This window comes from Streptomyces caeruleatus (assembly GCF_001514235.1).
Taxonomy (GTDB): domain Bacteria; phylum Actinomycetota; class Actinomycetes; order Streptomycetales; family Streptomycetaceae; genus Streptomyces; species Streptomyces caeruleatus.
This window is the reverse complement of sequence record NZ_KQ948928.1, coordinates 106558-129765: the sequence shown is the minus strand read 5'-3', so window position 1 is coordinate 129765 and position 23208 is coordinate 106558. Positions and strand designations below refer to the sequence as shown.

Here is a 23208-nt window from a genome sequence, read left to right as displayed (position 1 = left end):
GATCAGGCCCTAGTCCGCCAAGTCCTCCTGGGAGGCGGAGGCCTCTCCCTCCGCCTCCGGTACGTACCGCAGCACGCCCCACATGCCATGTTCGTCGGCGTGTGGGGCGTCGCTCTTGCAGGCTTCCAGCTCCTTGCCGAGCGCGGACGCGTCGATGCCGGAGCCGATGAGGACCAGCTGCGTGAGGCGCGCGTCGGCTGCGCTCCACCGCTCCGGGTAGAAGCGCAGGAAGCGGCCGACGGCGTGGACGACGTAGCGGTTGGCGGGGTCGTACGGGCCGAAGTCGACGTACCCCTTGATCCGGTACAGCCCCTCCGGCCTGCTGTCCAGGAAGCCCATCAAGCGGCGTGGGTCGAGAGGGACTTCGGAGACGAAGGCGAGGCTGTCGTAGCCGGTGTGCAGGTGCGCGTGGTGGCCGCCGCTGCCCATGTCACCGCCGGTGCCAGCGGCGTGGTCACGCGGGTCGTGCGGGTCGTGCAGGTCGTCGAAGGACAGCTGCCCGATGCGCTCATCGCTGGGCCGGCAGTCGAAGAGGAACTCGGGATCGATACGGCCGTAGCTGGCCGGGACGACGGCGGCGCGGTCGGTGAGCCCGCGGACCAGGTCAAGCACGCGGTCACCGTCCGGCGCACGGTCGAGCTTGTTGACCACGACGAGGTCGGCGAGGGCGAGGTGCCGGTCGATCTCGGGGTGCTTCGCGCGGGTGCCGTCGAACTCGGCGGCGTCGACCACCTCGACCAGGCCGCCGTACACGATGCCCGGATGCTCACTGGCGAGCACCATGCGTACGAGTTCCTGCGGCTCGGCGAGCCCGCTGGCCTCGATGACGATGACGTCGATGCCGGTGGCCGGGCGTGCGAGCCGCTCCAGGTACACGTCCAGCTCACTGGCGTCGACGGCACAGCACAGGCAGCCGTTCCCCAGGGAGAGCGTGGAGTCGCCGAGCGCGCCGGCGACCGCCATGGCGTCGATCTCGATGGCGCCGAAGTCGTTGACGATGGCGCCGATGCGGGTGCCCTGACTGCGGTGGAGGAGGTGGTTGAGCAGCGTCGTCTTGCCGGAACCGAGGAATCCGGCGAGTACGACGACCGGGATCTGCTGCGGACCGGGGCTCGGCTGGCTCAACGTGCGACCTCTCTCACGCCGACGGGTGCACCGGCTCGTGGGTCGGCGCACATACGAAGGTTGAATGCCGACCCAGGATACGAGCCGGAATAATCACCGCGAAGTGAACGATTGTTAGCTGCACTTGCCGGGCAGACGTTGGGCATGGCGCCGGAGTGTGCGACCCTCGCTTCCCTCCGTGCGCCTCCTCTCCGCCTCCCCGCCGATCAGAGCCGCTCGGCACTTTGGGAGACGGCAAGCGCCGCCCACCGCTCGCCGGTCCCCTCCAGTCGACCCGCACCCCGACGACCGGCGGACGGCCGCCTGATCGGGGGTAATTGACATGGCCACACGGAAATGTTCTGCGGGGAGGCTGGCCACCGCCGCACTGGCCCTCCTCGCAGCAGCCGCCGGCGCTGCGACGGCAGCGCGTCAACGGCGGGCGGAGGAGGCCCGACTGCAGGAGAGGCAACTGGAGCTCGAGGAGTTGGCGATCCGCCGCAAGGCCTTGGCGCATCAGCAGCGCATGCAGTGGGAGCTGCTGGCCAGGGCGATCGACGATCCCTCCCTCGCCGCGGTGATCGACACCTACGACAAGAGCATCCCGGCGGAGAGGCGCCGCCAGTTCTTCTACGCCAACGCCTGGTACGTCCATCTGTTCCACCTCTACCGGGCGGGAATCCTGGACCGGGAGGAGCTGTACCGGCATCTGCGGGAGTTCTTCCAGAGCCCGATCTTCCGTGAGTACTGGGAGGCGTCGCAGCACATGCGCGCCTCCCTGAACGAGACATCCGAAGAAGCCCAGCTGGGGCACATGGTTGACGGTCTCGTCAGGGACCTCGACGAAGCCGACACGGACGAGTGGTGGGTCGTCGGAGATCCGCCCACCGACTGACTGGGTGACATTTTCTCCATCCAGCCACGAGAGAAACAGAAACACCAGTAACGTGCTCCCGACTACAATGCCCAGCCCTCGTAAGGACCAGTACCTTTGAAGATCGTGCGCCGCATCGGTGTGCCTCCAAGCGCCCGTGGCAGTAACTCAGGAGCTACCTGCCCGGACGTGTTCGAACTCAGCGACGGCAACTTCGCCGTCATCGGCACCGAGGCCACCGAGGCGCTTGACCCGGAACTGCCCGCCGACGCCGCCCGCGCCGACTACGAGCGCATCGTCATCGTCAGCCGGGAGACCCTCATCCGCGCCAAGGCAGACATCCCCGACGCCTGAGCCCACCGCACGAGCACGCGTCCACCCCAGACCCGTACCGTCGACGCTCCCCGGCCGCGCGCAACCGTTGAGCGAGCCGGGTGACCGACCCGGCGAGCAGCCGGCACCCCGTCACTGCTCGATCCCCACCCGATGAGGCCTGGCGCCAGAACGGCACCAGGCCACACGTATGCCGGGGTCGATGTCAGGCAGCCGTCACGGCCGTCGGCACCGTCACCGGCGCCCCGGGCCCCACATACCGCGCCACCGGCCTGATGATCTTCGAGTCCTGTGCCTGCTCCAGGATGTTGGCGCTCCAGCCCACGACCCGCGCTGCGGCGAACGTCGGTGTGAACATCTCGCGCGGCAGACCGCAGAGCTCCATGACCACCCCCGCGTAGAACTCGACGTTCGTGTGCAGCTCGCGGCCGGGTTTCAGCTCGGCGAGGATCGCCTCGACGCGGCGTTCGACCTCCACCGCGAACTCGGCACGCGGCCCGCCGAAGCCCTGGGCGATCTCGCGGAGCATGCGGGACCGGGGGTCCTCGGTGCGGTAGACCGGGTGGCCGAAGCCCATGATGCGGTCGCCGGCGAGGACGCGTTCGCGGATCCAGGAGTCGATGCGGTCGGGCGTGCCGATCGCGTCCAGGGTGTCCAGCGCCCGGCTGGGCGCACCACCGTGCAATGGTCCCGACAGAGCGCCCACGGCCCCGACGAGGCATGCCGCGACATCCGCTCCCGTGGGAAGTGATGACCCGAGCCGTGAAGGTTGACGCATTGAATCCGTGGTCAATGGTTGAGATCAAGTATTGCTCGACGGCCCGGGTCCGCCGCGGGTCCGGCTCCGCTCCCGTCAACATGTACAGATAGTTCGCCGCATACGACAGGTCCTCGCGCGGCTCCACAGGATCAAGTCCCGCACCCAGCCGGTGCAGCGCGGTGAGCAGCGTCGGTACGGCCGCGGCCGCGACGAGGGTGTCCCGCCGGCGCGCCTCGGTGCCGATGTCGTACACCGGCCGGAAGCCCTGTGCCGCGCCGAGCAGGGAGAGCGCCGTGCGCAGGCCGGCCAACGGTCCGGATCCTCCGCTCGCCGCCGCGATGGCGGGGAGCGCGGCCCACACCTGGTTGGGCAGCCGCCGCAGCGCAGCGGTCTCGGCGGCGAAGGCGGCGGAGCGCTCGGCGTCCGGCAGCTCACCGTGGACCAGGAGATGCCAGACGTCCTCGAAGGGGCGGCTCTGCGCGAGTTCCACGGCCGAGTACTGACGGTAGTGGTAGAAGCCCTCGAGCCCCCGGACGTCGCCCACCTCGGTGTCGGTGACGACGACACCCGCCAGCCCGCGGGGCACCTCGACGAGCGCGGTTGTTGACCTGTTGACGGACATGATTCCTCCCTGGACTTGATTCGACTGTCCATGATTGACTTATTTTCTGTCAATATTGATTGCATCAATGCTCAGACCACTCGGATCCTCATTCGCATCAACATCCGAAATCAATGTCCGACTTCCTGGATACGGTGACCCCATGCGCGATCAAGAGCCCGGCCCCGGCCCAGCAGGACGGCGGCTGACCACCCAGGAAGCCGCCGAACTGCTCGGTGTGAAGCCCGAGACCGTGTACGCGTACGTGAGCCGCGGACACCTGAGCAGCCGCCGCGCGCCCGGCGGCCGGGGCAGCACCTTCGACGCCGAGGAGGTGGAGGCGCTCGCCCGGCGCAACAGGCGGGAGAGCGCGGCCACTTCCGGGGCGGCCGGCGAGCTCTCCGTCCGGACCCGGCTCACGTTGATCGACACGGACCGCTACTACTTCCGGGGCGTGGACGCGACCGAGCTGGCCGCCCGGCACTCCTACGAAGAGGTGGCCGAGTGGCTGTGGACGGGTGAGTTGCGCCCCGGCGTCACCTTCACCGCCCCCGAGGTCTCCGTCACCGCCGCCCGTCGCGCCGTCGACGCCCTGTCCGAACACGTCGGGCCCACGGACCGGTTGCGGGTGGCGACCATCGCCGCCGCGACGGCTGACCCACTGCGCTTCGACCTGTCCGAGGAGGCCGTGCTCGGCACCGCGCGTGTCCTCATCCCGACCCTCGTAGCCTCCCTCGGGCCCGCGCGGTACACCCACCGCGACCAGGGCTCCGTCGCTCAGCGCCTGTGGCGACAGCTGAGCGGACGGTCCGCCGACGGGGCCGCACTGCGGGTTCTGGACACCGCCCTCGCCCTGCTCGCCGATCACGACCTGGCCGCCTCGACCCTCGCCGTACGGGTCGCCGCGTCGGCCCGCGCCCACGCCTACGCCGCCGTCTCCGCCGGACTGGGCGTGATCGAGGGCCCCCTGCACGGGGCGGCGAGCGGCCTCGCCCACAAACTGATCATGGAGGTGCTCGACCGAGGCGACGCGGGGCCCGTCATCGCCGAGGAACTGCGGGCCGGCCGGAGCATTCCGGGGCTCGGTCACCGGCTCTACCCCGGCGAGGACCCACGCGCGCGTGTCCTGTTCGATCTCCTGGAGGAGATCCCCGACTCCGCACCCGCCCTCGCCGCGGCCCGCGACATCGCCGCCACGGCGGCCCGCCACACCCCGTTGCACGCCAACGTCGACCTGGCCCTGGGCGTGTTCACGGCGTCCTCCGGCATGTCCTACACGGCGGGCGAGACGATCTTCGCCGTGGCCCGTACGGCGGGCTGGATCGCCCACGCCCTGGAGGAGTACGGCGAGCGACCGCTGCGCATGCGACCGAGCGGGCACTACACGGGTCCGAAGCCGCCCCAGCCGCTGCCGGAGTAGACGAGCGCGCCTTCCGGCTCCGAGGGGGCGCACCCCGGAGCGGCAAGGGGGCCCACAACGGGCGCAGCGCAGGTCCAGGACAGGCGCCCGGCCTGCCCCGGCCCAGGCCCCTCCACGGACCCCTCGACCCGCCGCCGCCACTCAAGTCAGGTTAGGCTCACCTCTGTGAGTACGTGCTCAACCGTCTCGCAGGACCTCGACGAGCCCATCGCGGGGACCGCGGCGACCGCGACGACCTGGCTGCTGGTGGAGCAGCCCGGCCCGTGGGGTGCCAAGGCGCTCACGCAGAGTCACCTGGACCCGGTGCTGGGCCGAGCCCTGGAGGCGGCCGCGAAGGGCACGGGCGTACGCGTCGCGCTGATCCGCCGCCCCGGCCGCCACGCCGACTGCGGCACCGCCGCCGAGCGGCAGATCTACGCGGCCCACACCGTGCCCGGGAACGTATGGCTGCAGGCCGCCACGATCACCGACCCCGAGCAACTGCTGAAGCTGGATTTCGCCGCCCTCGGCATGGGTGACCACCACACCTTCGACTCGGCACTCCAGGGGCGCCCCCACACAGGCGACCCCCTCGCCCTCGTCTGCACCAATGGCAAGCGGGACCGCTGCTGCGCGCTCCTCGGGCGCCCCCTCGCGGCCGAGCTCGCCGCCTCCGGCGTGGAGGGCGTCTGGGAGGTCACTCATCTGGGTGGACACCGGTTCTCACCGACGCTGCTCGTGCTGCCGTACGGCTACGCGTACGGCAGGGCGCAGGCCCACGCCGTCAAGGAGGTCCTGCACGGGGTCCAGGAGGGCCGGATCGTCGTGGAGGGGTGCCGCGGTAACTCGGCCTGGGAGCGGCCCGCCCAGGCGGCCGAGCTGGCCGTGCGCAGGGCCATCGGCGAGGACACCGCGGAGGCGCTGGGCGTCGTACGGACGGACGGCGCGGCCCCGCGCTGGGAAGTGACGGTCGCCCACAGGGACGGGCGCCACTGGCGGGTCGGCGTGGCCCAGGGCGCCTCCCTGCCGCCGCGCCCCGAGAGCTGTGGGTCGGTGCTCGGCTCGCCCGCGCGGATGGACGTGTTGATGGTGCGGGAGCTCACGATGACGACGGCACTGGCAAGTTGATCAGGTGCACCGGATGCCTCGCATGAACCGGTCGCATGGACCGGCTGACCGATATTGATCCGGAATTGATCCGGACCCTCCGGACCTTGATCCGACCTCCCGACCTCGATCCGGATGTTGATCAGGGGGTCGATCATGACTGTTGCCATTGATCAAGAGATCCACGCCACATCCCTCTACGGGACCTCCCGCACGTCCACGTACCGTCATGGGTATGAGCCCCACTCCCCCCGCCCGTCGCCTGCGCCTCGGTCTGCCCCGGCGGATGTTCGCGCAGGTGCTGCTGATGCAGGTGGCCATCGCGGCGGGAGTCGCGGTGCTCGCGACCGGACTGTTCCTCGCTCCGCTCAGCGACCAGCTGGACGACCAGGCGATGCGCCGCGCACTGTCGATCGCGCAGACCACCGCGGCCCAGCCGCAGATCGCCGAGGATCTCGCGCACACTCCCGCGACGGTCGGCGGTCCGGTCCAGCGGGAGGCGGAACGTATCCGTAAGGCCACCAGGGCCGAGTACATCGTGGTGATGGACCGGCGCGGGGTCCGCTGGTCCCATCCCACGCCGGGCGAGGTCGGCCGGACCGTCTCCACCGACCCGGGCCAGGCCCTCGCCGGCCACGAGGTCATGCAGATCGACAACGGCACCCTGGGCCGCACCGCCCGCGGCAAGGTGCCCCTGCGCGACGGCGACGGCGACATCGTGGGCGCGGTCTCGGTCGGCATCGCCTACGACAGCGTGCGGGCCCGGCTGCTGCACACGATCCCCGAGTTGTTCGCGTACGCCGGCGGCGCCCTGGCGGTCGGCGCGCTGGCGGCCTGGCTGATCTCGCGCCGGGTCCAGCGGCAGACCCGTGACCTGGCCTTCTCCGACATCTCGGCGCTGCTCGCGGAGCGCGAGGCGATGCTGCACGGCATCCGGGAGGGCGTTGTCGCCCTGGACCGCACGGGCCGTATCCGCCTGCTCAACGACGAGGCGGCTCGGCTCCTCGGCCTCGGCGACGAGGCCGTCGGCCGGTCCCTCGACGAGGCGCTCGGCGAGGGCCGTACCACCGACGTCCTGGCCGGCCGGATCACCGGCACCGATCTGCTCACGGTCCGCGGTCAGCGCGTCCTGGTCACCAACCGCATGCCCACCGACGACGGCGGCGCCGTCGCCACCCTGCGCGACCGCACCGAGCTGGAGCAGCTGGGCCGTGAGCTCGACTCGACGCGCGGCCTGATCGACGCCCTGCGCGCCCAGGACCACGAGCACGCCAACCGTATGCACACGCTGCTCGGGCTGCTGGAGCTGGAGATGTACGAGGACGCCGTGGAGTTCGTCGGCGAGGTGGTCGGCGATCACCGGGACACGGCGGAACAGGTCGCCGAGAAGATCCGGGACCCGCTGCTCGCCGCCCTGCTGGTCGGCAAGGCGACCGTGGCCGCGGAACGTGGCGTCGCGCTGCGGCTCGCGGACCGCACCGGGCTCCCGGACCGGCTGATCGACCCCAGGGGCCTCGTCACGATCGTCGGCAACCTGGTGGACAACGCTCTCGACGCCGTCGCGGGCACCACGCACGCGCGCGTGGAGGTCGAACTGTGTGCGGAGGGGCGTACCGCGGTCCTCAGGGTGCGCGACACAGGCCCGGGAATCCCCGAGGAACAGCGCGAGTTGATCTTCACGGAGGGGTGGTCCACCAAGAAGCCGCCGGCGCATCGTGAGCGCGGCATAGGACTCTCCCTGGTGCGCAGGCTCGCCGAACGGCAGGGTGGCAGCGCGGCGGTGGACGAGGCGGCCGGCGGAGGCGCGGAGTTCACCGTCGTCCTGCCCGAGGCATTGGCCGAACCGGACCTGGAACCGGCCCTTGCCGTGCCGTCAGATGCGCAGTCCGTCGTCGAGGAGGAGTCGCGATGATCGAGGTCCTGGTCGTGGACGACGACACGCGCGTGGCGCGCGTCAACTGCGCCTACGTCGAGAAGGTGCCGGGCTTCCACGTGGCCGGCGAGGCCCACAGCGCGGCCGAGGCGCTGCGCCAGGTGGAGGAGCTGCCCCGTGTGGATCTGGTCCTGATGGACCACTACCTGCCGGACGAGACGGGTCTGTCGGTCGTCCAGGAGATGCGCCGGCGCGGCCACCAGACCGACGTGATCATGGTGACGGCCGCGCGGGACGTGTCGACGGTGCAGGCGGCGATGCGGCACGGCGCGCTCCAGTACCTGGTCAAGCCGTTCGCTTTCGCGGGGCTGCGCGCCAAGCTGGAGGCGTACGCGGAGCTGCGCCGCACCCTGGACGGCGGCGGCGAGGCCGAGCAGGCCGAGGTGGACCGTATCTTCGGCGCCCTTTCCGCGTCCTCGGAGCCCGACCTCCCCAAAGGCCACTCCCCCACCACCGCGGAACTCGTACGCCGCTCCCTGATGAACGCCGAAGGCCCGCTGTCGGCCCAGGAGATCGCCGAGCGGACCGGGGTGAGCCGGCAGACCGCCCAGCGCTATCTCAAGCTCCTGGAACGCACGGGGAGGGCCCGGCTCACCCTCAAGTACGGGGACGCGGGCCGCCCGGAACACCGTTATGTGTGGGCGACCCGCGCCTGAGGCACGGCCCGTGGGGGCGGGGGAAGGGAACCGTGCCCTCCCTTTGATACGGACGCCGGGCGCCGAAATGTCAGCCGACCGCTCGACAGCGCACAGTGGCCCTGGCCATACGGCGCCGTGGGCGGTCGTACGACGACGAAGGCGCCGCCCTAGACCGCCCCCGCCCCCGTCAGCGACCGCACCTCGGTCTCCGCGTGCTTGGCCTCGTCCGGGATTTCGGCCGAGGTGACGGTGCCGAGCCAGCCCGCGACGAAGCCCAGCGGGATGGAGACGAGGCCCGGGTTCTGGAGGGGGAAGTACTGGAAGTCGACGCCGGGGACCAGTGATTCGGGGCTGCCCGACACCACCGGCGACAGCAGCACCAGCACCACGGCCGGGATGAGGCCTCCGTACACGGCCCATACGGCGCCCCGCGTGGTGAAGTCCCGCCAGAACAGCGAGTAGAGCAGCACCGGCAGATTGGCGGACGCGGCGACGGCGAAGGCGAGGCCCACGAGGAAGGCGACGTTGAGATCGCGGGCGAGCAGTCCGAGGACGATCGCGATGACACCGATGCCGACCGCGGCGACGCGCGCCACGGCCACCTCCCGGCGGGGCCCGGCGCGCCGGCGCCGGAGCGAGGCATACAGGTCGTGGGCCACGGAGGCCGAGGAGGAGAGCGTGATTCCGGCGACCACGGCGAGGATCGTGGCGAAGGCGACGGCGGCCACGACGGCGAAGAGAACCGTTCCTCCGGTGGAGTCCGCGCCGCCGCCCAGGTCGAGGGCGAGCAGCGGAACGGCCGTGTTCCCGGCCGCGTTCGACCCGCGTACGGCCTCCGGTCCGACGATCGCGGCGGCGCCGAAGCCCAGCACGATCGTCATCAGGTAGAACCCGCCGATGAGCCCGATCGCCCACACCACCGAGCGCCGGGCCGCGCGAGCGGTGGGCACGGTGTAGAAGCGGGACAGGATGTGCGGCAGCCCTGCGGTGCCCAGGACCAGCGCGAGGCCCAGGCTGATGAAGTCGAACCGGGACGTCCAGTCACCGCCGTACTTCAGCCCGGGCGCGAGGAACGCCTCACCGTGACCACTGCGCTCGGCAGCCGTGAGCAGCAGCCGGTCGAAGTCGCCGTGGAAGCGCACCAGGACGAGCACGGTCAATGTGACGGTGCCGCCGAGCAGCAGAACCGACTTGACGATCTGGATCCAGGTGGTGGCCCGCATCCCTCCCCACGACACATAGATCACCATGAGCGCGCCGACGCCGATGACGGTCCAGTCCCGAGCCGCTTCGCCCTCGCCCCCGAGCAGCAGCGCGACCAGGGTGCCCGCGCCCACCATCTGCGCCACCAGATACAGAACGGACACGGTGACCGAGGAAGTTCCCAGCGCGATCCGCACAGGGCGTTCCCGCATCCGTGCGGCGACGACGTCGGCGAGTGTGAACCGCCCGCAGTTGCGTACCAGTTCGGCGACGAGGAACAGCACCACAAGCCAGGCCACGAGGAAGCCCACCGAATACAGCATCCCGTCGTAGCCGAAGAGGGCGATGAGGCCGGAGATGCCGAGGAAGGAGGCGGCCGACATGTAGTCGCCCGCGATGGCAAAACCATTCTCCATGGGTGTGAAGAGCCGACCGCCCGCGTAGAACTCCTCCGCCGAACCCTGCCGGTCGCGGCTCACCCAGGTCGTGATCGCCAGCGTGATCGCGACGAACACGCTGAACAGAAGCAGCGCCAGGGTCTGGTGATCGTCCGTCACGAGGCACCTCCTCCGGTGGCCCGCGTCAACTCCTGGGTGTCCCACCGGAGTTCGAGCGCGGCCCGGTCCCGGCGCAGTCGCGCGTGACGTGCGTAGGCCCAGGTGAGCAGGAAGGTGGTGAGGAACTGTCCGAGCCCCGCGACCATCGCCACGTTCACGGCACCCGCCACGGGCCGGGCCATCAGCCCCGGCGCGGTCGTGGCGGCCACCACGTACGCCACGTACCACGAAAGGAACCCCACGACCGCCGGCACCACGAACCTCCGGTACCGGCTGCGCACCTCCTGGAAGGCCGCACTGCGCTGCACCTCGAGGTACACGTCACCCGCGCGGGGCGGCGCGGCGTCGGGCGCGTCGGCGACGTCCGCCTCCCCCCATCCGGAGGCGAGAGCGTCGTACCAGGGATCGTCTGAGTACATGCCCAAGCATGGACAGAACGGAAAGATCCCCGACCCGACTTCTCTCGGGTCTTCACCCCATCAGGTGACGACCCACGGCAAAGCCGCCAACGACGACTACGCCCCACAAGGGCCACCCGCACCCGCCCGACGACGAGAGCCGCACGGGCGGTGCGAGTGGGTACCCATATCAGGTGCCGAAGGCGAAGCCGAGGCCGAATACACGGCCCAGGCCCAGCGCAGCGGCTACGCGTCGATTCGCGAACGGTCCAACGTCGCCGCCGAGCTGGAGATGAACTCCTTGCGCGGCGCCACGTCGTTCCCCATCAGCAGGTCGAAGACCCGCTCGGCGGCCTCCAGGTCGGTGAGGCTGATCCGGCGCAGGGTCCGGTGCCGCGGATCCATCGTCGTCTCGGCCAGCTGGTCGGCGTCCATCTCACCGAGACCCTTGTAGCGCTGGATGGAGTCCTTGTAGCGGACGCCCTTGCTCTGGAACTCCATGAGCTTGTCGCGCAGTTCACGGTCCGAGTACGTGTAGACGTACTTGTCCTGCCCCTTCTTGGGCTGGATCAGCTCGATGCGGTGCAGCGGCGGCACCGCGGCGAACACCCGGCCGGCCTCGATCATCGGCCGCATGTAGCGCTGGAACAGCGTCAGCAGCAGCGTCCGGATGTGGGAGCCGTCGACGTCGGCGTCGGTCATCATGATGATCTTGCCGTAGCGAGCCGCGTCGATGTCGAAGGTCCGGCCGGAACCCGCCCCTATGACCTGGATGATCGCGCCGCACTCGGCGTTCTTGAGCATGTCGGTCACGGACGACTTCTGGACGTTGAGAATCTTGCCGCGGATCGGCAGCAGCGCCTGGAACTCGGAGTTCCGGGCGAGCTTGGCGGTGCCGAGCGCGGAGTCTCCCTCGACGATGAACAGCTCGCTGCGGTCGACGTCGTCGCTGCGGCAGTCGGCGAGCTTGGCGGGCAGCGACGAGGACTCCAGGGCGGTCTTCCGGCGCTGGGCGTCCTTGTGCTGGCGGGCCGCGATGCGCGTACGGGCGGCCGCGACGGCCTTCTCCATGACGACTCGGGCCTGGGCCGCGGCGTCCCGCTTCGTGGACGTCAGGAACGCCTTGAGCTCCCGGGAGATCACGGTGTTCACGATGCGGCGGGCCGCCGAGGTGCCCAGGACCTCCTTGGTCTGGCCCTCGAACTGCGGCTCGGCGAGACGGACGGTGACGACCGCCGTGAGGCCCTCGAGGGCGTCGTCCTTGACGATGTCGTCCTCGGCCACACGTAGCAGCTTCTTGGTGCGCAGCACCTCGTTCATCGTGCCGGTGACGGCCGTCTCGAAGCCCGCGACGTGGGTGCCGCCCTTGGGGGTGGCGATGATGTTCACGAACGACTTCAGCGTCGTGTCGTACCCGGTGCCCCACCGCATGGCGACGTCGACGTCGAGCTCGCGGGTGACCTGGGTGGGGGTCATCTGGCCGTGCTCGTCCAGGACCGGGACGGTCTCCTTGAAGGTGCCCTGACCGCCGAAGCGGAGGACGTCGCAGACCGGCTTGTCGGAGGCCAGGTACTCGCAGAACTCGCTGATACCGCCGTCGAAGCGGAAGGACTCCTCGCCCTTGCTTCCACCCTCGCCGAGACCGAACTCGTCGCGGACGACGATGGTCAGGCCGGGTACCAGGAACGCGGTCTGGCGGGCGCGCTGGTGGAGGTTCTCCAGGGAGAGCTTGGCGTCCTTGAGGAAGATCTGGCGGTCGGCCCAGTACCGCACGCGCGTGCCGTTGCGGGTCTTGGGGATCTTCTTGGTCTTGCGCAGGCCGCCGGTCTCGAACTTCGCGTTCGGGCCGTCTGCGGCGAAGGCTCCGGGGACACCACGCCGGAAGCTGATGGCGTGGGTGTGACCGCTCCGGTCCACCTCGACGTCCAGTCGCGCGGACAGGGCGTTCACCACGGAGGCACCCACGCCGTGCAGACCGCCGGAGGCGGCGTACGAGCCGCCGCCGAACTTGCCGCCGGCGTGCAGCTTGGTCATCACGACCTCGACGCCGGACAATCCGGTCTTGGGCTCGACGTCGACCGGGATGCCCCGGCCGTTGTCCCGGACCTCCACGGACCCGTCGTCGTGGAGGATCACCTCGATGTGGTCGCAGTACCCGCCGAGGGCCTCGTCGACGGAGTTGTCGATGATCTCCCACAGGCAGTGCATCAGACCGCGGCTGTCGGTCGACCCGATGTACATGCCCGGGCGCTTGCGTACGGCCTCGAGCCCCTCGAGGACGAGCAGGTGCCGCGCGGTGTAGTTGGAACCGTCCCGGTCTGCTCCTGCCAGCAGCGCTGTGGACGGCACGGACGTCTCGGCGGTCACGCGGTTCGCTCCTCGCTGAATTTCAGGTGGCGCCCTGTTGGGTAAGGGCTCGGCTTCGGTCGCCGTCAAGAGGGTACCGAGGCCTGGTAGAGCCGTTGTAACGCCACCCTCGTGCGGAACACAGACTAGTCCAGAGTCGTATGCATGTTCGATCCCTCGATGGGGTGAAGTACATATCACGTTCCCTTCCAGGCATGAACCATTTAGGCTCCGGGCACGTCCTCATGAACAAACCGGCAAGCCAGCCGGGAGGACCGACCTTGACCGACAGCGCGAAACCGTAAGCAAGACACCGACGCAATACGGCACATTCGCCGCCAAACCGGCAGCAGCCGGCCGCCCCCGAAAAAATTTCTCTCTGGGTGAAGCCACGAGCGGGAACGTTTTGGGGCTGGTTGGATGTTGACCCTGGTACGACAGCTCGTCGAGCTAGAGAAGAGGCGACGTGACTACTGTTCTGACCCCCGCGAGCCCACTGACGGCCGCTGACCGCTGCGACCGTTGTGGCGCCCAGGCGTACGTGCGCGTCGTCCTGCTGAGCGGCGGAGAACTGCTCTTCTGCGCCCACCACGGTCGCAAGTTCGAGCCGGAACTCAAGAAGATCGCCGCTGAGATACAGGACGAGACGGAGCGGCTGACGTCCGTTCCCGCATCGGCGTCCGAAGATGAGCGCTGACATCTCGCATTAACGACGAGCCAGCTTCCGGCACAGGCCGGTCGACGGGCGGCCGCCCCTGAGAGCAGGGGCGGCCGCCCGCGCTCATACCCCGCGGGCCTCCTAGCCTCCGTCAGCGGTCGGTACGGTGCCCGCGCACCGCGGCCCGCCACCCCATGGTCCTGAGGATCTCGGACACCCGGGTGTAGACGCCGGGATTACCCGCGCGCCCGCAGCCGGTGCCCCAGGACACGAGGCCGATCAGTCTCCCCTGAGCGACCAGGGGGCCTCCGCTGTCTCCCTGACAGGCGTCCCGGCCTCCCTCCCGTTCCCCGGCGCAGATCATGCTGGCCGGCATGTACCTGCCTTCACCACTGCCCGGATACGCCTGTCTGCACATGGCGTCGGGCAGTACGTGCACGCGTGCCGCCCGCAGGCTTCGCGGGTAGTCGCCGGCCCCCGTGACGTCCCCCCAGCCGTAGACCAGGGCGGGAGTCCCGGGCAGATAGGCGGGATCGCCGGCCCGCGCCATCGCGATGACCGCGCTCGCGGGAAGCGGCTGGGCGAGGGAGAGCACGGCGAAGTCCCCCGCGTTGGTGACACCGTCGTAGGCCGGGTTCACCCAGCTGCCGCGGACCCGGATCTCCTGACCCCGGCCGGACAGCAGGTCCGTACGGCCTGTGATGACGCTGAGGTCGCGCACCTGTTCCGGCGCTTCCCCGAGAACCTCCTTGCTCAGACAGTGGGCCGCGGTCAGCACCGTGGACCGGCTGACCGCCACACCGACACAGAACTGACCGGCCCGCGTACCCCCGAACCGGTCACGGCTGGCCAGTGCCACGGTCCAGGGACTGTCAGACACATCGACCGGGAACCCGCCGACGACGACGCTGTCGGCAGCCACCGGGGCGGCCGACGCCAACGGTATGGCAGCTGCCGCTGCCGCCAGGACCAGCGGCCGGGCCAGGGCCCGGACAAAAGGACGACGCATGCACGCTCCTCACTCTGGAGTGGTCATGGGACACCCAGAGTGATTCAGCCCACCGCACCCCGCACCCGCGCGACAGCACGAGGGCCCGGTCCCCACTCGGGAGACCGGGCCCTGTCTGTCGTACGCGTGCGACCTAGTCGAGGTAGTCGCGCAGTACCTGGGAGCGCGACGGGTGGCGCAGCTTCGACATGGTCTTGGACTCGATCTGGCGGATGCGCTCACGCGTCACGCCGTACACCTTGCCGATCTCGTCGAGGGTCTTCGGCTGACCGTCGGTGAGACCGAAGCGCATCGAGACGACGCCCGCCTCGCGCTCGGACAGGGTGTCGAGGACCGAGTGCAGCTGCTCCTGCAGAAGCGTGAAGCTGACCGCGTCGGCCGGGACGACGGCCTCGGAGTCCTCGATGAGGTCACCGAACTCGCTGTCGCCGTCCTCGCCCAGCGGGGTGTGCAGGGAGATGGGCTCACGGCCGTACTTCTGGACCTCGATGACCTTCTCGGGGGTCATGTCGAGTTCCTTGGCCAGCTCCTCCGGGGTGGGCTCACGGCCCAGGTCCTGCAGCATCTGGCGCTGCACACGCGCGAGCTTGTTGATGACCTCGACCATGTGCACCGGGATACGGATGGTGCGGGCCTGGTCGGCCATGGCGCGGGTGATGGCCTGACGGATCCACCAGGTGGCGTACGTGGAGAACTTGTAGCCCTTGGTGTAGTCGAACTTCTCGACCGCGCGGATCAGACCGAGGTTGCCCTCCTGGATGAGGTCCAGGAAGAGCATGCCGCGGCCGGTGTAGCGCTTGGCCAGGGAGACCACCAGACGGAGGTTGGCCTCCAGCAGGTGGTTCTTGGCGCGGCGGCCATCCTCGGCGATGATCTCCAGCTCACGCTTGAGCTTGGGGGCGAGCTTGTCGGCGTTGGCCAGCTTGTCCTCGGCGAACAGACCGGCCTCGATGCGCTTGGCGAGCTCGACCTCCTGCTCGGCGTTGAGCAGCGGGACCTTGCCGATCTGCTTGAGGTAGTCCTTGACCGGGTCGGCGGTGGCGCCGGCGGCCGCGACCTGCTGCGCGGGGGCGTCGTCCTCGTCCTCGTCGGAGAGCACGAAACCGGCGTTCTCGGTGCCCTCGGGCTCCTCACCGCCCTTGGGAGCGTCCTCGAGCACCTCGTCCTCGAGGATCTCGGCGTCGTCCTTCTTGGCGGTGGTCTTCTTGGCCGCCGTCTTCTTCGCGACGGTCTTCTTGGCAGCCGCCTTCTTGGCGGTCGTCGCCTTCTTGGCAGCGGCCTTCTTGGCGGGGGCGTCGTCCTCGACGGCGGAGTCGGCGACGGGCGCCGCGGGCGTGGCGGTGGCGGTGGCCTTCTTGGTGGTCACCGTCTTCGCCGCGACCGTCTTGGTGGCGGTGCGCTTGGCCGGACTCTTCGCTGCGACGCTCTTTCGTGTGCGCTTGGGCTCCGCGGCACTGACCATCAGCGTCACACCCTCTTCCTCGAGGATCTGGTTGAGGCTGCGCAGTACGTTCTTCCACTGAGTGGCCGGAATCTGGTCAGCTTCGAAGGCCCGACGCACATCGTCGCCGGCGATCTGCCCCTCAGCCTTTCCCCGCTCAATCAGAGCCATGACAGAGACGGACTCGGCGATCTCCGGCGGGAGCGTACGGGATGTGCTGGCCGACACGAACAACCTCTCGGAACGTTGAAAAACGGCTTCCGGCCCCGTCCACGGCGGACAGGAGCCGACCACCGGCCGGGGGATCGGGCCGACGGTGCGGGCGAGGGCCGGGAGGATTCACAGCGCCTTGAGCGGCGTCCGTATTCCCTCCTCGGCTGTCACCTCTTAGGTCATCGCGCTGTTTCCCCGAGCGTTACGCCCAATCTGCGTGGCCCGAGTCACATCCCGTAACCGATCAAAAGCAGCCATACGCGGACAGAACAGGTCGCCCGCAGCTTGGACCAAGCACTGTACGGCCTTTTCCACGGCCTCGTCGCACCGTCGGACCCGCAGGATCCGTGATGGATCCTGCGGGTCCGACGGGAGAGGGCGCTCAGACCGGGAGATGCCACAGGAGGGGGAGGCAGTCCCGGCCGCGCCCCCGGAGGCGCGGTCAGTGCTCGCGGGGGGCGGGCACCACGCGCTCGACCTCGGGATGGACGGTGAGCAGCTGACGCATGGCGGCCTCGGCGGCCGCGCCGTCGCCGGCCGCGAGGGCGTCGACGATCCTGCTGTGCTGCGCCAGCGACGTCTCGTTCGGTCGGTCACAGCCGGTCACAGGGCCGCCGGAGACCTGGAGGGCGGCCGAGACGATCCCCGACAGGTGCTCCAGCATGCGGTTGCCCGCGACCTGGATGAGCAGCGAGTGGAACTCGGCGTCGGCACGGGAGAAGGTGAGGACGTCGCCCTGCCCCATCGCGTGACTCATGATCTCGACCATGTCGCCCAGCCGCTGCTGGACGTCGTCGCGCCCGTGCCCGGCGGCGAGGCGGGCGGCCAGCGGCTCGATCGTCCAACGCAGCTCGCTCAGCTCCCGGCGCTGGTCGTCGCGCTGCGGCCCGAAGGCCCGCCACTCGATGATGTCCGGGTCGAGGAGGTTCCAGTCGCTGACGGGACGCACACGCGTGCCGACGTTCGGACGGGCGCTGACCAGGCCCTTGGCCTCCAGGACACGGAGCGACTCGCGGACGACGGTGCGGGAGACCTCGAAGCGCTGGCCGATCTCCTCAGGCACGAGCGGGCGGTCGGCGCCCAGGTCGCCCGAGACGATCATCTGGCCCAGCTGCTGGACGAGTTGGCCGTGCAGCCCGCGTCCGCGGCTGCCCGCGGCGCGGCGGCCCACACGGCCCAGTTCCGGCTCCGCGCTGTCCCAGGCAGGGGCTCCGACGCGGTCGGCGACGTGGGCCTCGGCGTAGGGGTAGCGGTCGAGATCGCCCGGGCCGGCAAGACCGGAGTCGGCGGAGCGGGCGGCGGTCATCATGGTGTGCGCAAGGGTACTCACGGATCCTTTGTCGGCGCCGTCCTCAACTCCCTTGAGGTCTTTGGTGAAAAGCACACGAAAGGGTGATCGCTCACCCCGTCGCAATTGACGCCTTATCGGAAAGAAATGGGCTTTCCCCGGGGAGTTGTGCGCACGACAGGCTCGGGAGCGGCAGGGGCGGCCGTCATCTGACCCTGCTCCGCAGGGTCGTGAGGACATAAGCGCAGAGCAGGGCGGTGAGCGACAACGTCAGGGCACCGCCGACGGGTTGGGTGACCACGCGCGCGGCGGCTTCCAGATAGCGCTCGCCCCCGAACGGCCACTGCGACAGCAGCAGCTCCCGCAGCCGCAGCGGAAAGCCCGCCGCCGTCCGCACAGACGGCCCTTCGAAGGCCTTCTGTACGAGTGGTACGACGACGACGGGTACGGCGACCACCGCTGCGAGCCCGGCCGTGGCGGACCGGAACAGACCCGCGGCGAGCACGCCTGCCCAGGCACAGCCGACCAGGAGCCCGATCCAACTCGCGCCCAGCGCAAGCCAGTCGGCGGGAACTTCCGCGAGCTCCGGTCCGTAGACGAGGTAGAGCACTTCGGTGTCGCAGCCCACGGTGAGGACGGCCAGCACCAGCGCGGTGGCGGAGGCGACGAGGAGTTTCGCGGCCAGCAGCCCCAGTCGGCGGGGGACGGTGCCGCGATCCGCGGCCAGGGCGGGGTGGCGGAACTCGTCGCCGAACGCGACCGCACCGAGCAGCCCGGCACCGAGCGCCGCCGGAGGCAGCGGCAGCTGCTGCGGCCAGGCCGCCATCAGGCGGTGCTGCGGCGTGTGACCGACGCGTGCCAGCAGTACGGCGGTGAGGGCGGACACCACGAGCACGGCGGCACCCGTGGCGAAGCTCGTGCCGACACCGACGGCACGACGGAGCTCGTAGCGGAGGGGGCGGAGGGGGCTGGGGGCGGGGCGGACGGAGATGGGGGGCGGAAGATCGGGAAGCGGGACGGCGGAAGAGCTGGACGAGCGCGAACCGGCCCTCGACGCGCGAGAGCCTTCTGTGGGCGCGTCGGCTGGGCGCGGACCGCCCGCCCGTGCCTGCGGAACCTCCGCCGACGCCTGCTGCCCCCCGCCGGCATCCCGCCCATCGGCCGTGGCCGGCTCTCGGCCCGGCGTCTGCGGTGCCTTGCCCGTGGCGGCGGGGTCGTCGGTCGCGGTGAACCCTCTTTCCGGCACCGGCGGCGTGGCCTTGCGTCCGCGGCCACCGGCGGTCGCCAGCGCGGCGTCCGGCGACTGTGGCACCTCGTGGGCCCGCGGCTGGGCCGTGCGGGTGCCCGCCTCGGCGTCCGGCCCCATGTCCCCGATCTCGTCCGCGAGTTGATGCACGAGGATGCCGTGGCGAAACGCGGTCTCACCGACGTCGGCACAGGTACTGCCGTACACGGAGAGGCGGTTGCCGCTCTCGCGTACGACCTCTACGGAGCGGTGGGCGGTGCGCGCCTCCTTGGTGAGGAGAGCGGCGAGGCGGGAGGCGTGCGGCGTGCGGACGGCGACGCGCGGGCGCAGCCGGGTGCGGGCGAAGTCGGCGGCCTCCTGGTCGGCGATGAGCCTGCCTCTCTGAAGCGTGACGACCCGGTCGGCGGTGCGCGCGGCCTGCTTCGGGTCTGCCGTGGTCAGCAGGACCGTGCCGCCCTGGGCGGCGTGTGCGCGCAGCATGCCGTACAGCCAACGGCTCTCGCGGGCCGAGAGCCCGCCCGCGGGGTCGTCGAGCACGAGGGTGTGCGGGTCGGACAGCAGTGCGCAGGCCAGACCGAGACGACGGTCCATGCCGCGCGAGAGGGTGCCGAGGCGTTCCTCGCGCAGGCTGACGAGTCCGACGACCTCCAGGACTTCGTCGGCGCGCCGGGCCGGTACGCCCGCGGCGGCGCAGAGCATGCGCAGGTGGCCGCGGACGGTGCGTGAGGGGTGGCCGGGAAGGTCGCCGAGAAGCACGCCCACCTCGCGCGAGGGGTGGGCGATGCGGTGCAGGGGGCGGCCTCTGAAGTAGGTGATGCCACGGCCGCGTTGGAGTTCGAGCATGAGTCTGAGCGCCGTCGTCTTACCCGCTCCCGACGCCCCGAGCAGCGCGGTGACGCGCCCGGCGCGCGCTTCGAAGGAGACGTCGTCGACGGCGGGGGGAAGCTCCTTGCGAGGGTCGCTGGTCAGTCCGATGGCCTGGATCACTCGCAGCAAGATAGCGCGCTATGTCCGTTTTTTCGGGTAGGGCAAGGCCCGCTGCAACGGCCGAAGTCGGTCCGGCCTGATCCGGTGGCCTTCGTCCCGAGCGCGGACTGAGCACCGACCGAGCGTGAACTGGAGCCGGACCGAGCCCGGATCGGCATCGGTTCGCGTCCGGATGGGCGCCGCGGACCCGCCCGTCGTGTCAGACCTCGGGGCGCAGCATCGGCGGGTTGAGCAGCGTGGCGCCGCCGGCCCGGAAGAGCTGGGCTGGGCGGCCGCCCTGGCGTGTGGTGGTGCCGCCGGTGGGGACGAGGAAGCCCGGCGTGCCCGTCACCTTGCGATGGAAATTACGCGGGTCGAGCGCCACGCCCCACACCGCCTCGTAGACCCGGCGCAGTTCTCCGACGGTGAACTCGGTGGGGCAGAACGCCGTGGCCAGCGACGAGTACTCGATCTTGGAGCGGGCGCGCTCCACCCCGTCGGCCAGGATCTGCGCGTGGTCGAAGGCGAGCGGCGCGACCGGTTCGCCGTCGCGGCCGTAGCCGCCCTGCTTCAGGAGCTCGTCGACCGGGGCCCAGCGGGCGTTGCTGGCGTCGCCTCCGGCGCGGGGTGCCGGCAGGTCGGGAGCCAGCGCCAGGTGAGCCACGCTGACCACCCGCATCCGCGGATCCCGCTTGGGGTCACCGTAGGTCGCGAGCTGCTCCAGGTGAGCGCCGTTGTCCTGCGCCGGTACGGCCGGGTCGTGGGCACGCAGCCCGGTCTCCTCGGCCAACTCGCGCGCTGCGGCCTGCGACAGATCCTCGTCGGCCCGTACGAACCCACCGGGCAGTGCCCAGCGCCCCTGGAACGGCGGTTCGCCCCTGCGCACCGCCAGCGCGCACAGGGCATGGCGGCGCACGGTCAGCACGACCAGGTCCACGGTGACGGCAAAGGGCGGAAAGGCTGACGGGTCGTAGGGCATGCGGCGATCATAGTCGTCTGCTTGACGATAAACACTCCCTTCGTCGGCCGCATCGATGGCTGATCCAATTCGGCCCGGTATGGGTTTCACCCACCCCGCACGCAGTCACGCCCTAGGGCGTCGTACGAGGTCACGCCCGCAGTTGCAGCCCGTCGGCAGCCTCCTCGACCATGGCGAGGCCCAGCCGGCTGACCCGCACGGAGAAGGGTGCGCCGGCGACCCGGAGGCCCGTCAGGACGATCTCGCCGAGCGGTGCGCTGCGCACGGGACGGAGTGTGACCGTCCCCGCCGGAGCGTCCGGGCGGATACCCGTGAGCGTGGTCAACAGCAGCACTCCGGCTGCCGCCGCCGTGGCCGCTGGGCGGCAGGCCGCCGGGTGCGGGAGAGGGGCGCCGCCGTCCGTGCGTCGCTCTCCCGCGTACATGTCGGGCAGCCGGTGGCCGAACGCGGCCGCGGCCGCGAGTACGCCCCGCAGCAGTCCGCTCGCCTCCTTCTCGTAGCCGGCGGCGGCCAGCCCCGCGACGGCGAGCGCGGTCTCGTGGACCCGGACGGCGCCACTGCGGTGTCCGAACGGGCTGTGCCCAGTCTCCTTCACGCCCAGTCCGCGAAGGCCCCAGCCCGAGTCCATGGCCGGGCCACCGAGCAGCCGGGCGAGCTGTTCGGTCTGCACCTTGTCGAGCAGGCCCAGCGCCTGTTCGCCCCCGCCCAGCAGGCCGGTGTCGAGAAGGTGGACGGCGGCGGCGCCCAGGTGCGGCACCAGGCGCCCGTCCGGGACCCGGGCAGCCGCGGGTCGGCCGCCACCCAGGTCGTCGAGCCAGAAGTCGGCACGGAACGCCGTCCGCAGTGCCCCGGCCCACTGCCGCAGCTCCGCACCGCCCGGTCTGCCGCAGGCGTCGAGCAGATCGGCCCCGAGCAACGCGGCGCGATGGGCGTGGGCCTGGGTCTCACAGCGGACAGGGCCTCCGGGGTGCGGGTCGGGCAGGTAGGTGCCGTCGCCCACCGTGGTCCGCAGCCAGGTCAGACAGCGCTCGGCAGCCGGGAGGAGTTCTTCGATCTCCGGATCGGGCAGTCCCCAGCGTCGGGCCTCCGCGAGCAGCGTGGGGAAGAGCAGTGTGGCCTCCGTGCCCGTGCAGCCCGGTGGCAGATGTGTGCCCGCGTCCCGTATCGGCGCGGGGATCATGCCGGATTGCGGTGACTGGCACGGGAGTTGGGTACGGGCGAGGGTGCGCAGCGTGCCGGCAGCGAGCCGGGTACCCAGGGGCAGGGCCATGCGGGCCGCGGCGAGAGCTTCGGCCGGGGCCAGGCCGCAGCGCCAGGGTGCCCCGGCGGCCAAGTGGACGTCGGAGGGGTGTGCGGGGTCTCGTAACAGAAGGGCCTGGAGGTCCTCGATGCTCGTCCCCAGTAAGGCTTCCACCCCGGGATCGTCTCCGGCGGCCCGCGCGGTCGCCAGCGGGCTGGTCGCCGCTCGGCCTGCGGCGCGCACCGGTCCGGCTCCGTCCGGCCGCACCCGCAGCTCGATGCTGGCGCTGCCGCCCGGAGGCAGCGCGAACTCCCACCGCAGCAGCCCCGCGGAGGCCAGTGCGTCGACGGGCGGCGGGTCGGCCGTCACAGCCGAGCCGCCCCTGGCGGACGACCAGCGCAGGCCGGAGTCGTGGACGGTGGCGGGGAGTTCCCGACCGGGGTTGCCACTCGCGATGGCACCGAGATCGGCGAGGTCCGTGCCCAGGGCGACCTCGACCGGCAGGCGGAGGGGCCGGACCGCCGCGCTGTGCAGGGTGATCCGCTCGGTGCCGTCCGCATGGCGGGTTCGCTCGATGACGACGTCCGGGTCCGGGCCAGCCTGGGGGGAGCTGCGCAGCGTGCCCACGAAGCGGGCGCGGTCGGCCGCGGTCATCCTGGCTTGGACCGGGACCGGCTCGCGTCCGGCCACACGGATCTGGCAGCGCGAGAGTACGCGTCGGCCCGCGCGGTAGAACCCGTCGAGTCCCCGGCCGGTCAACTGTCCCTGGTCCGTGGAGATGGCGAGGCCGGGTAGGGCGACACAGATCAGCGCATTGTGGGTGGGGGGCAGGTCGGAGAACCGCCGGGCGGTCGATGGCTGAGCCGACGCGGGGGTGTCCTGGGGCTGGGCAAAGCGCCGTGCAGGCCCGGCTGA

General features: G+C 70.7%; 17 protein-coding genes and 1 pseudogene. 7 read left to right on the top strand and 11 right to left on the bottom strand.

What is annotated here, in order from left to right:
• Positions 1-9: 9 nt before the first annotated feature.
• Positions 10-1125: a CobW family GTP-binding protein gene (locus AQJ67_RS16165; protein WP_062719467.1), complete on the bottom strand. Its 1116-nt coding sequence runs from the start codon at positions 1123-1125 to the stop codon at positions 10-12.
• Between the two features lie 322 nt (positions 1126-1447).
• On the opposite strand from AQJ67_RS16165, the gene AQJ67_RS16160 reads away from it, so the two are divergent.
• Positions 1448-1999 carry a DUF6082 family protein gene (locus AQJ67_RS16160; RefSeq protein ID WP_062719466.1) on the top strand — a complete coding sequence of 184 codons (552 nt, stop codon included), beginning with the start codon at positions 1448-1450 and terminating at the stop codon, positions 1997-1999.
• A gap of 96 nt (positions 2000-2095) precedes the next feature.
• Positions 2096-2332, top strand: a complete 237-nt coding sequence (locus AQJ67_RS16155) for a hypothetical protein (RefSeq protein ID WP_107119957.1) — start codon at positions 2096-2098, stop codon at positions 2330-2332.
• Between the two features lie 184 nt (positions 2333-2516).
• Here the strand turns inward: AQJ67_RS16155 and AQJ67_RS16150 are convergent.
• Positions 2517-3693, bottom strand: a pseudogene (locus AQJ67_RS16150) (citrate synthase/methylcitrate synthase).
• 142 nt (positions 3694-3835) lie between these two features.
• On the opposite strand from AQJ67_RS16150, the gene AQJ67_RS16145 reads away from it, so the two are divergent.
• From AQJ67_RS16145 to AQJ67_RS16130, 4 genes are all read left to right on the top strand, one after another.
• Positions 3836-5092 (top strand): citrate synthase, encoded by a 1257-nt coding sequence (locus AQJ67_RS16145; RefSeq protein WP_062719465.1) that lies wholly within the window; start codon positions 3836-3838, stop codon positions 5090-5092.
• 165 nt (positions 5093-5257) lie between these two features.
• A complete protein-coding gene (locus AQJ67_RS16140; protein WP_062719464.1) occupies positions 5258-6199 on the top strand; it encodes a sucrase ferredoxin in 942 nt (313 codons plus the stop codon).
• Positions 6200-6413: 214 nt separating this feature from the next.
• Positions 6414-8090 (top strand): sensor histidine kinase, encoded by a 1677-nt coding sequence (locus AQJ67_RS16135; protein WP_079055986.1) that lies wholly within the window; start codon positions 6414-6416, stop codon positions 8088-8090.
• Entirely contained in the window at positions 8087-8767 is a 681-nt protein-coding gene (locus tag AQJ67_RS16130) for a response regulator (RefSeq protein WP_062719462.1), read from the top strand. The genes AQJ67_RS16135 and AQJ67_RS16130 overlap by 4 nt, the downstream gene beginning before the upstream one ends.
• 149 nt (positions 8768-8916) lie before the next feature.
• Here the strand turns inward: AQJ67_RS16130 and AQJ67_RS16125 are convergent, their stop codons facing one another.
• From AQJ67_RS16125 to AQJ67_RS16115, 3 genes are all read right to left on the bottom strand, one after another.
• Positions 8917-10509 (bottom strand): solute symporter family protein, encoded by a 1593-nt coding sequence (locus AQJ67_RS16125; protein ID WP_062719461.1) that lies wholly within the window; start codon positions 10507-10509, stop codon positions 8917-8919.
• Positions 10506-10928 (bottom strand): DUF485 domain-containing protein, encoded by a 423-nt coding sequence (locus AQJ67_RS16120; RefSeq protein WP_062719460.1) that lies wholly within the window; start codon positions 10926-10928, stop codon positions 10506-10508. The genes AQJ67_RS16125 and AQJ67_RS16120 overlap by 4 nt, the downstream gene beginning before the upstream one ends.
• A gap of 225 nt (positions 10929-11153) precedes the next feature.
• The gene (locus tag AQJ67_RS16115) at positions 11154-13274 is read right to left on the bottom strand and encodes a DNA gyrase/topoisomerase IV subunit B (protein WP_062719459.1); all 2121 of its coding nucleotides are present in this window, start codon (positions 13272-13274) and stop codon (positions 11154-11156) included.
• 445 nt (positions 13275-13719) lie between these two features.
• On the opposite strand from AQJ67_RS16115, the gene AQJ67_RS16110 reads away from it, so the two are divergent.
• Positions 13720-13950 (top strand): DUF7455 domain-containing protein, encoded by a 231-nt coding sequence (locus AQJ67_RS16110; protein WP_062719458.1) that lies wholly within the window; start codon positions 13720-13722, stop codon positions 13948-13950.
• A gap of 112 nt (positions 13951-14062) precedes the next feature.
• Here the strand turns inward: AQJ67_RS16110 and AQJ67_RS16105 are convergent, their stop codons facing one another.
• The 6 genes from AQJ67_RS16105 to AQJ67_RS16080 form a co-directional block, all read right to left on the bottom strand.
• Positions 14063-14920 carry a serine protease gene (locus AQJ67_RS16105; RefSeq protein WP_062719457.1) on the bottom strand — a complete coding sequence of 286 codons (858 nt, stop codon included), beginning with the start codon at positions 14918-14920 and terminating at the stop codon, positions 14063-14065.
• Positions 14921-15053: 133 nt separating this feature from the next.
• Positions 15054-16589 (bottom strand): RNA polymerase sigma factor, encoded by a 1536-nt coding sequence (locus AQJ67_RS16100; protein ID WP_062720044.1) that lies wholly within the window; start codon positions 16587-16589, stop codon positions 15054-15056.
• 427 nt (positions 16590-17016) lie between these two features.
• On the bottom strand, positions 17017-17904 hold the full coding sequence (locus tag AQJ67_RS16095) for a FadR/GntR family transcriptional regulator (RefSeq protein ID WP_079056014.1): 888 nt from the start codon (positions 17902-17904) through the stop codon (positions 17017-17019).
• 163 nt (positions 17905-18067) lie between these two features.
• Entirely contained in the window at positions 18068-20095 is a 2028-nt protein-coding gene (locus AQJ67_RS16090) for an ABC transporter ATP-binding protein (RefSeq protein ID WP_062719455.1), read from the bottom strand.
• Positions 20096-20294: 199 nt separating this feature from the next.
• The gene (locus AQJ67_RS16085) at positions 20295-21053 is read right to left on the bottom strand and encodes an NUDIX hydrolase (protein WP_062719454.1); all 759 of its coding nucleotides are present in this window, start codon (positions 21051-21053) and stop codon (positions 20295-20297) included.
• A 130-nt stretch (positions 21054-21183) separates the two neighbouring features.
• Positions 21184-23100 carry a glycogen debranching N-terminal domain-containing protein gene (locus tag AQJ67_RS16080; protein ID WP_062720042.1) on the bottom strand — a complete coding sequence of 639 codons (1917 nt, stop codon included), beginning with the start codon at positions 23098-23100 and terminating at the stop codon, positions 21184-21186.
• Positions 23101-23208 lie beyond the last annotated feature (108 nt).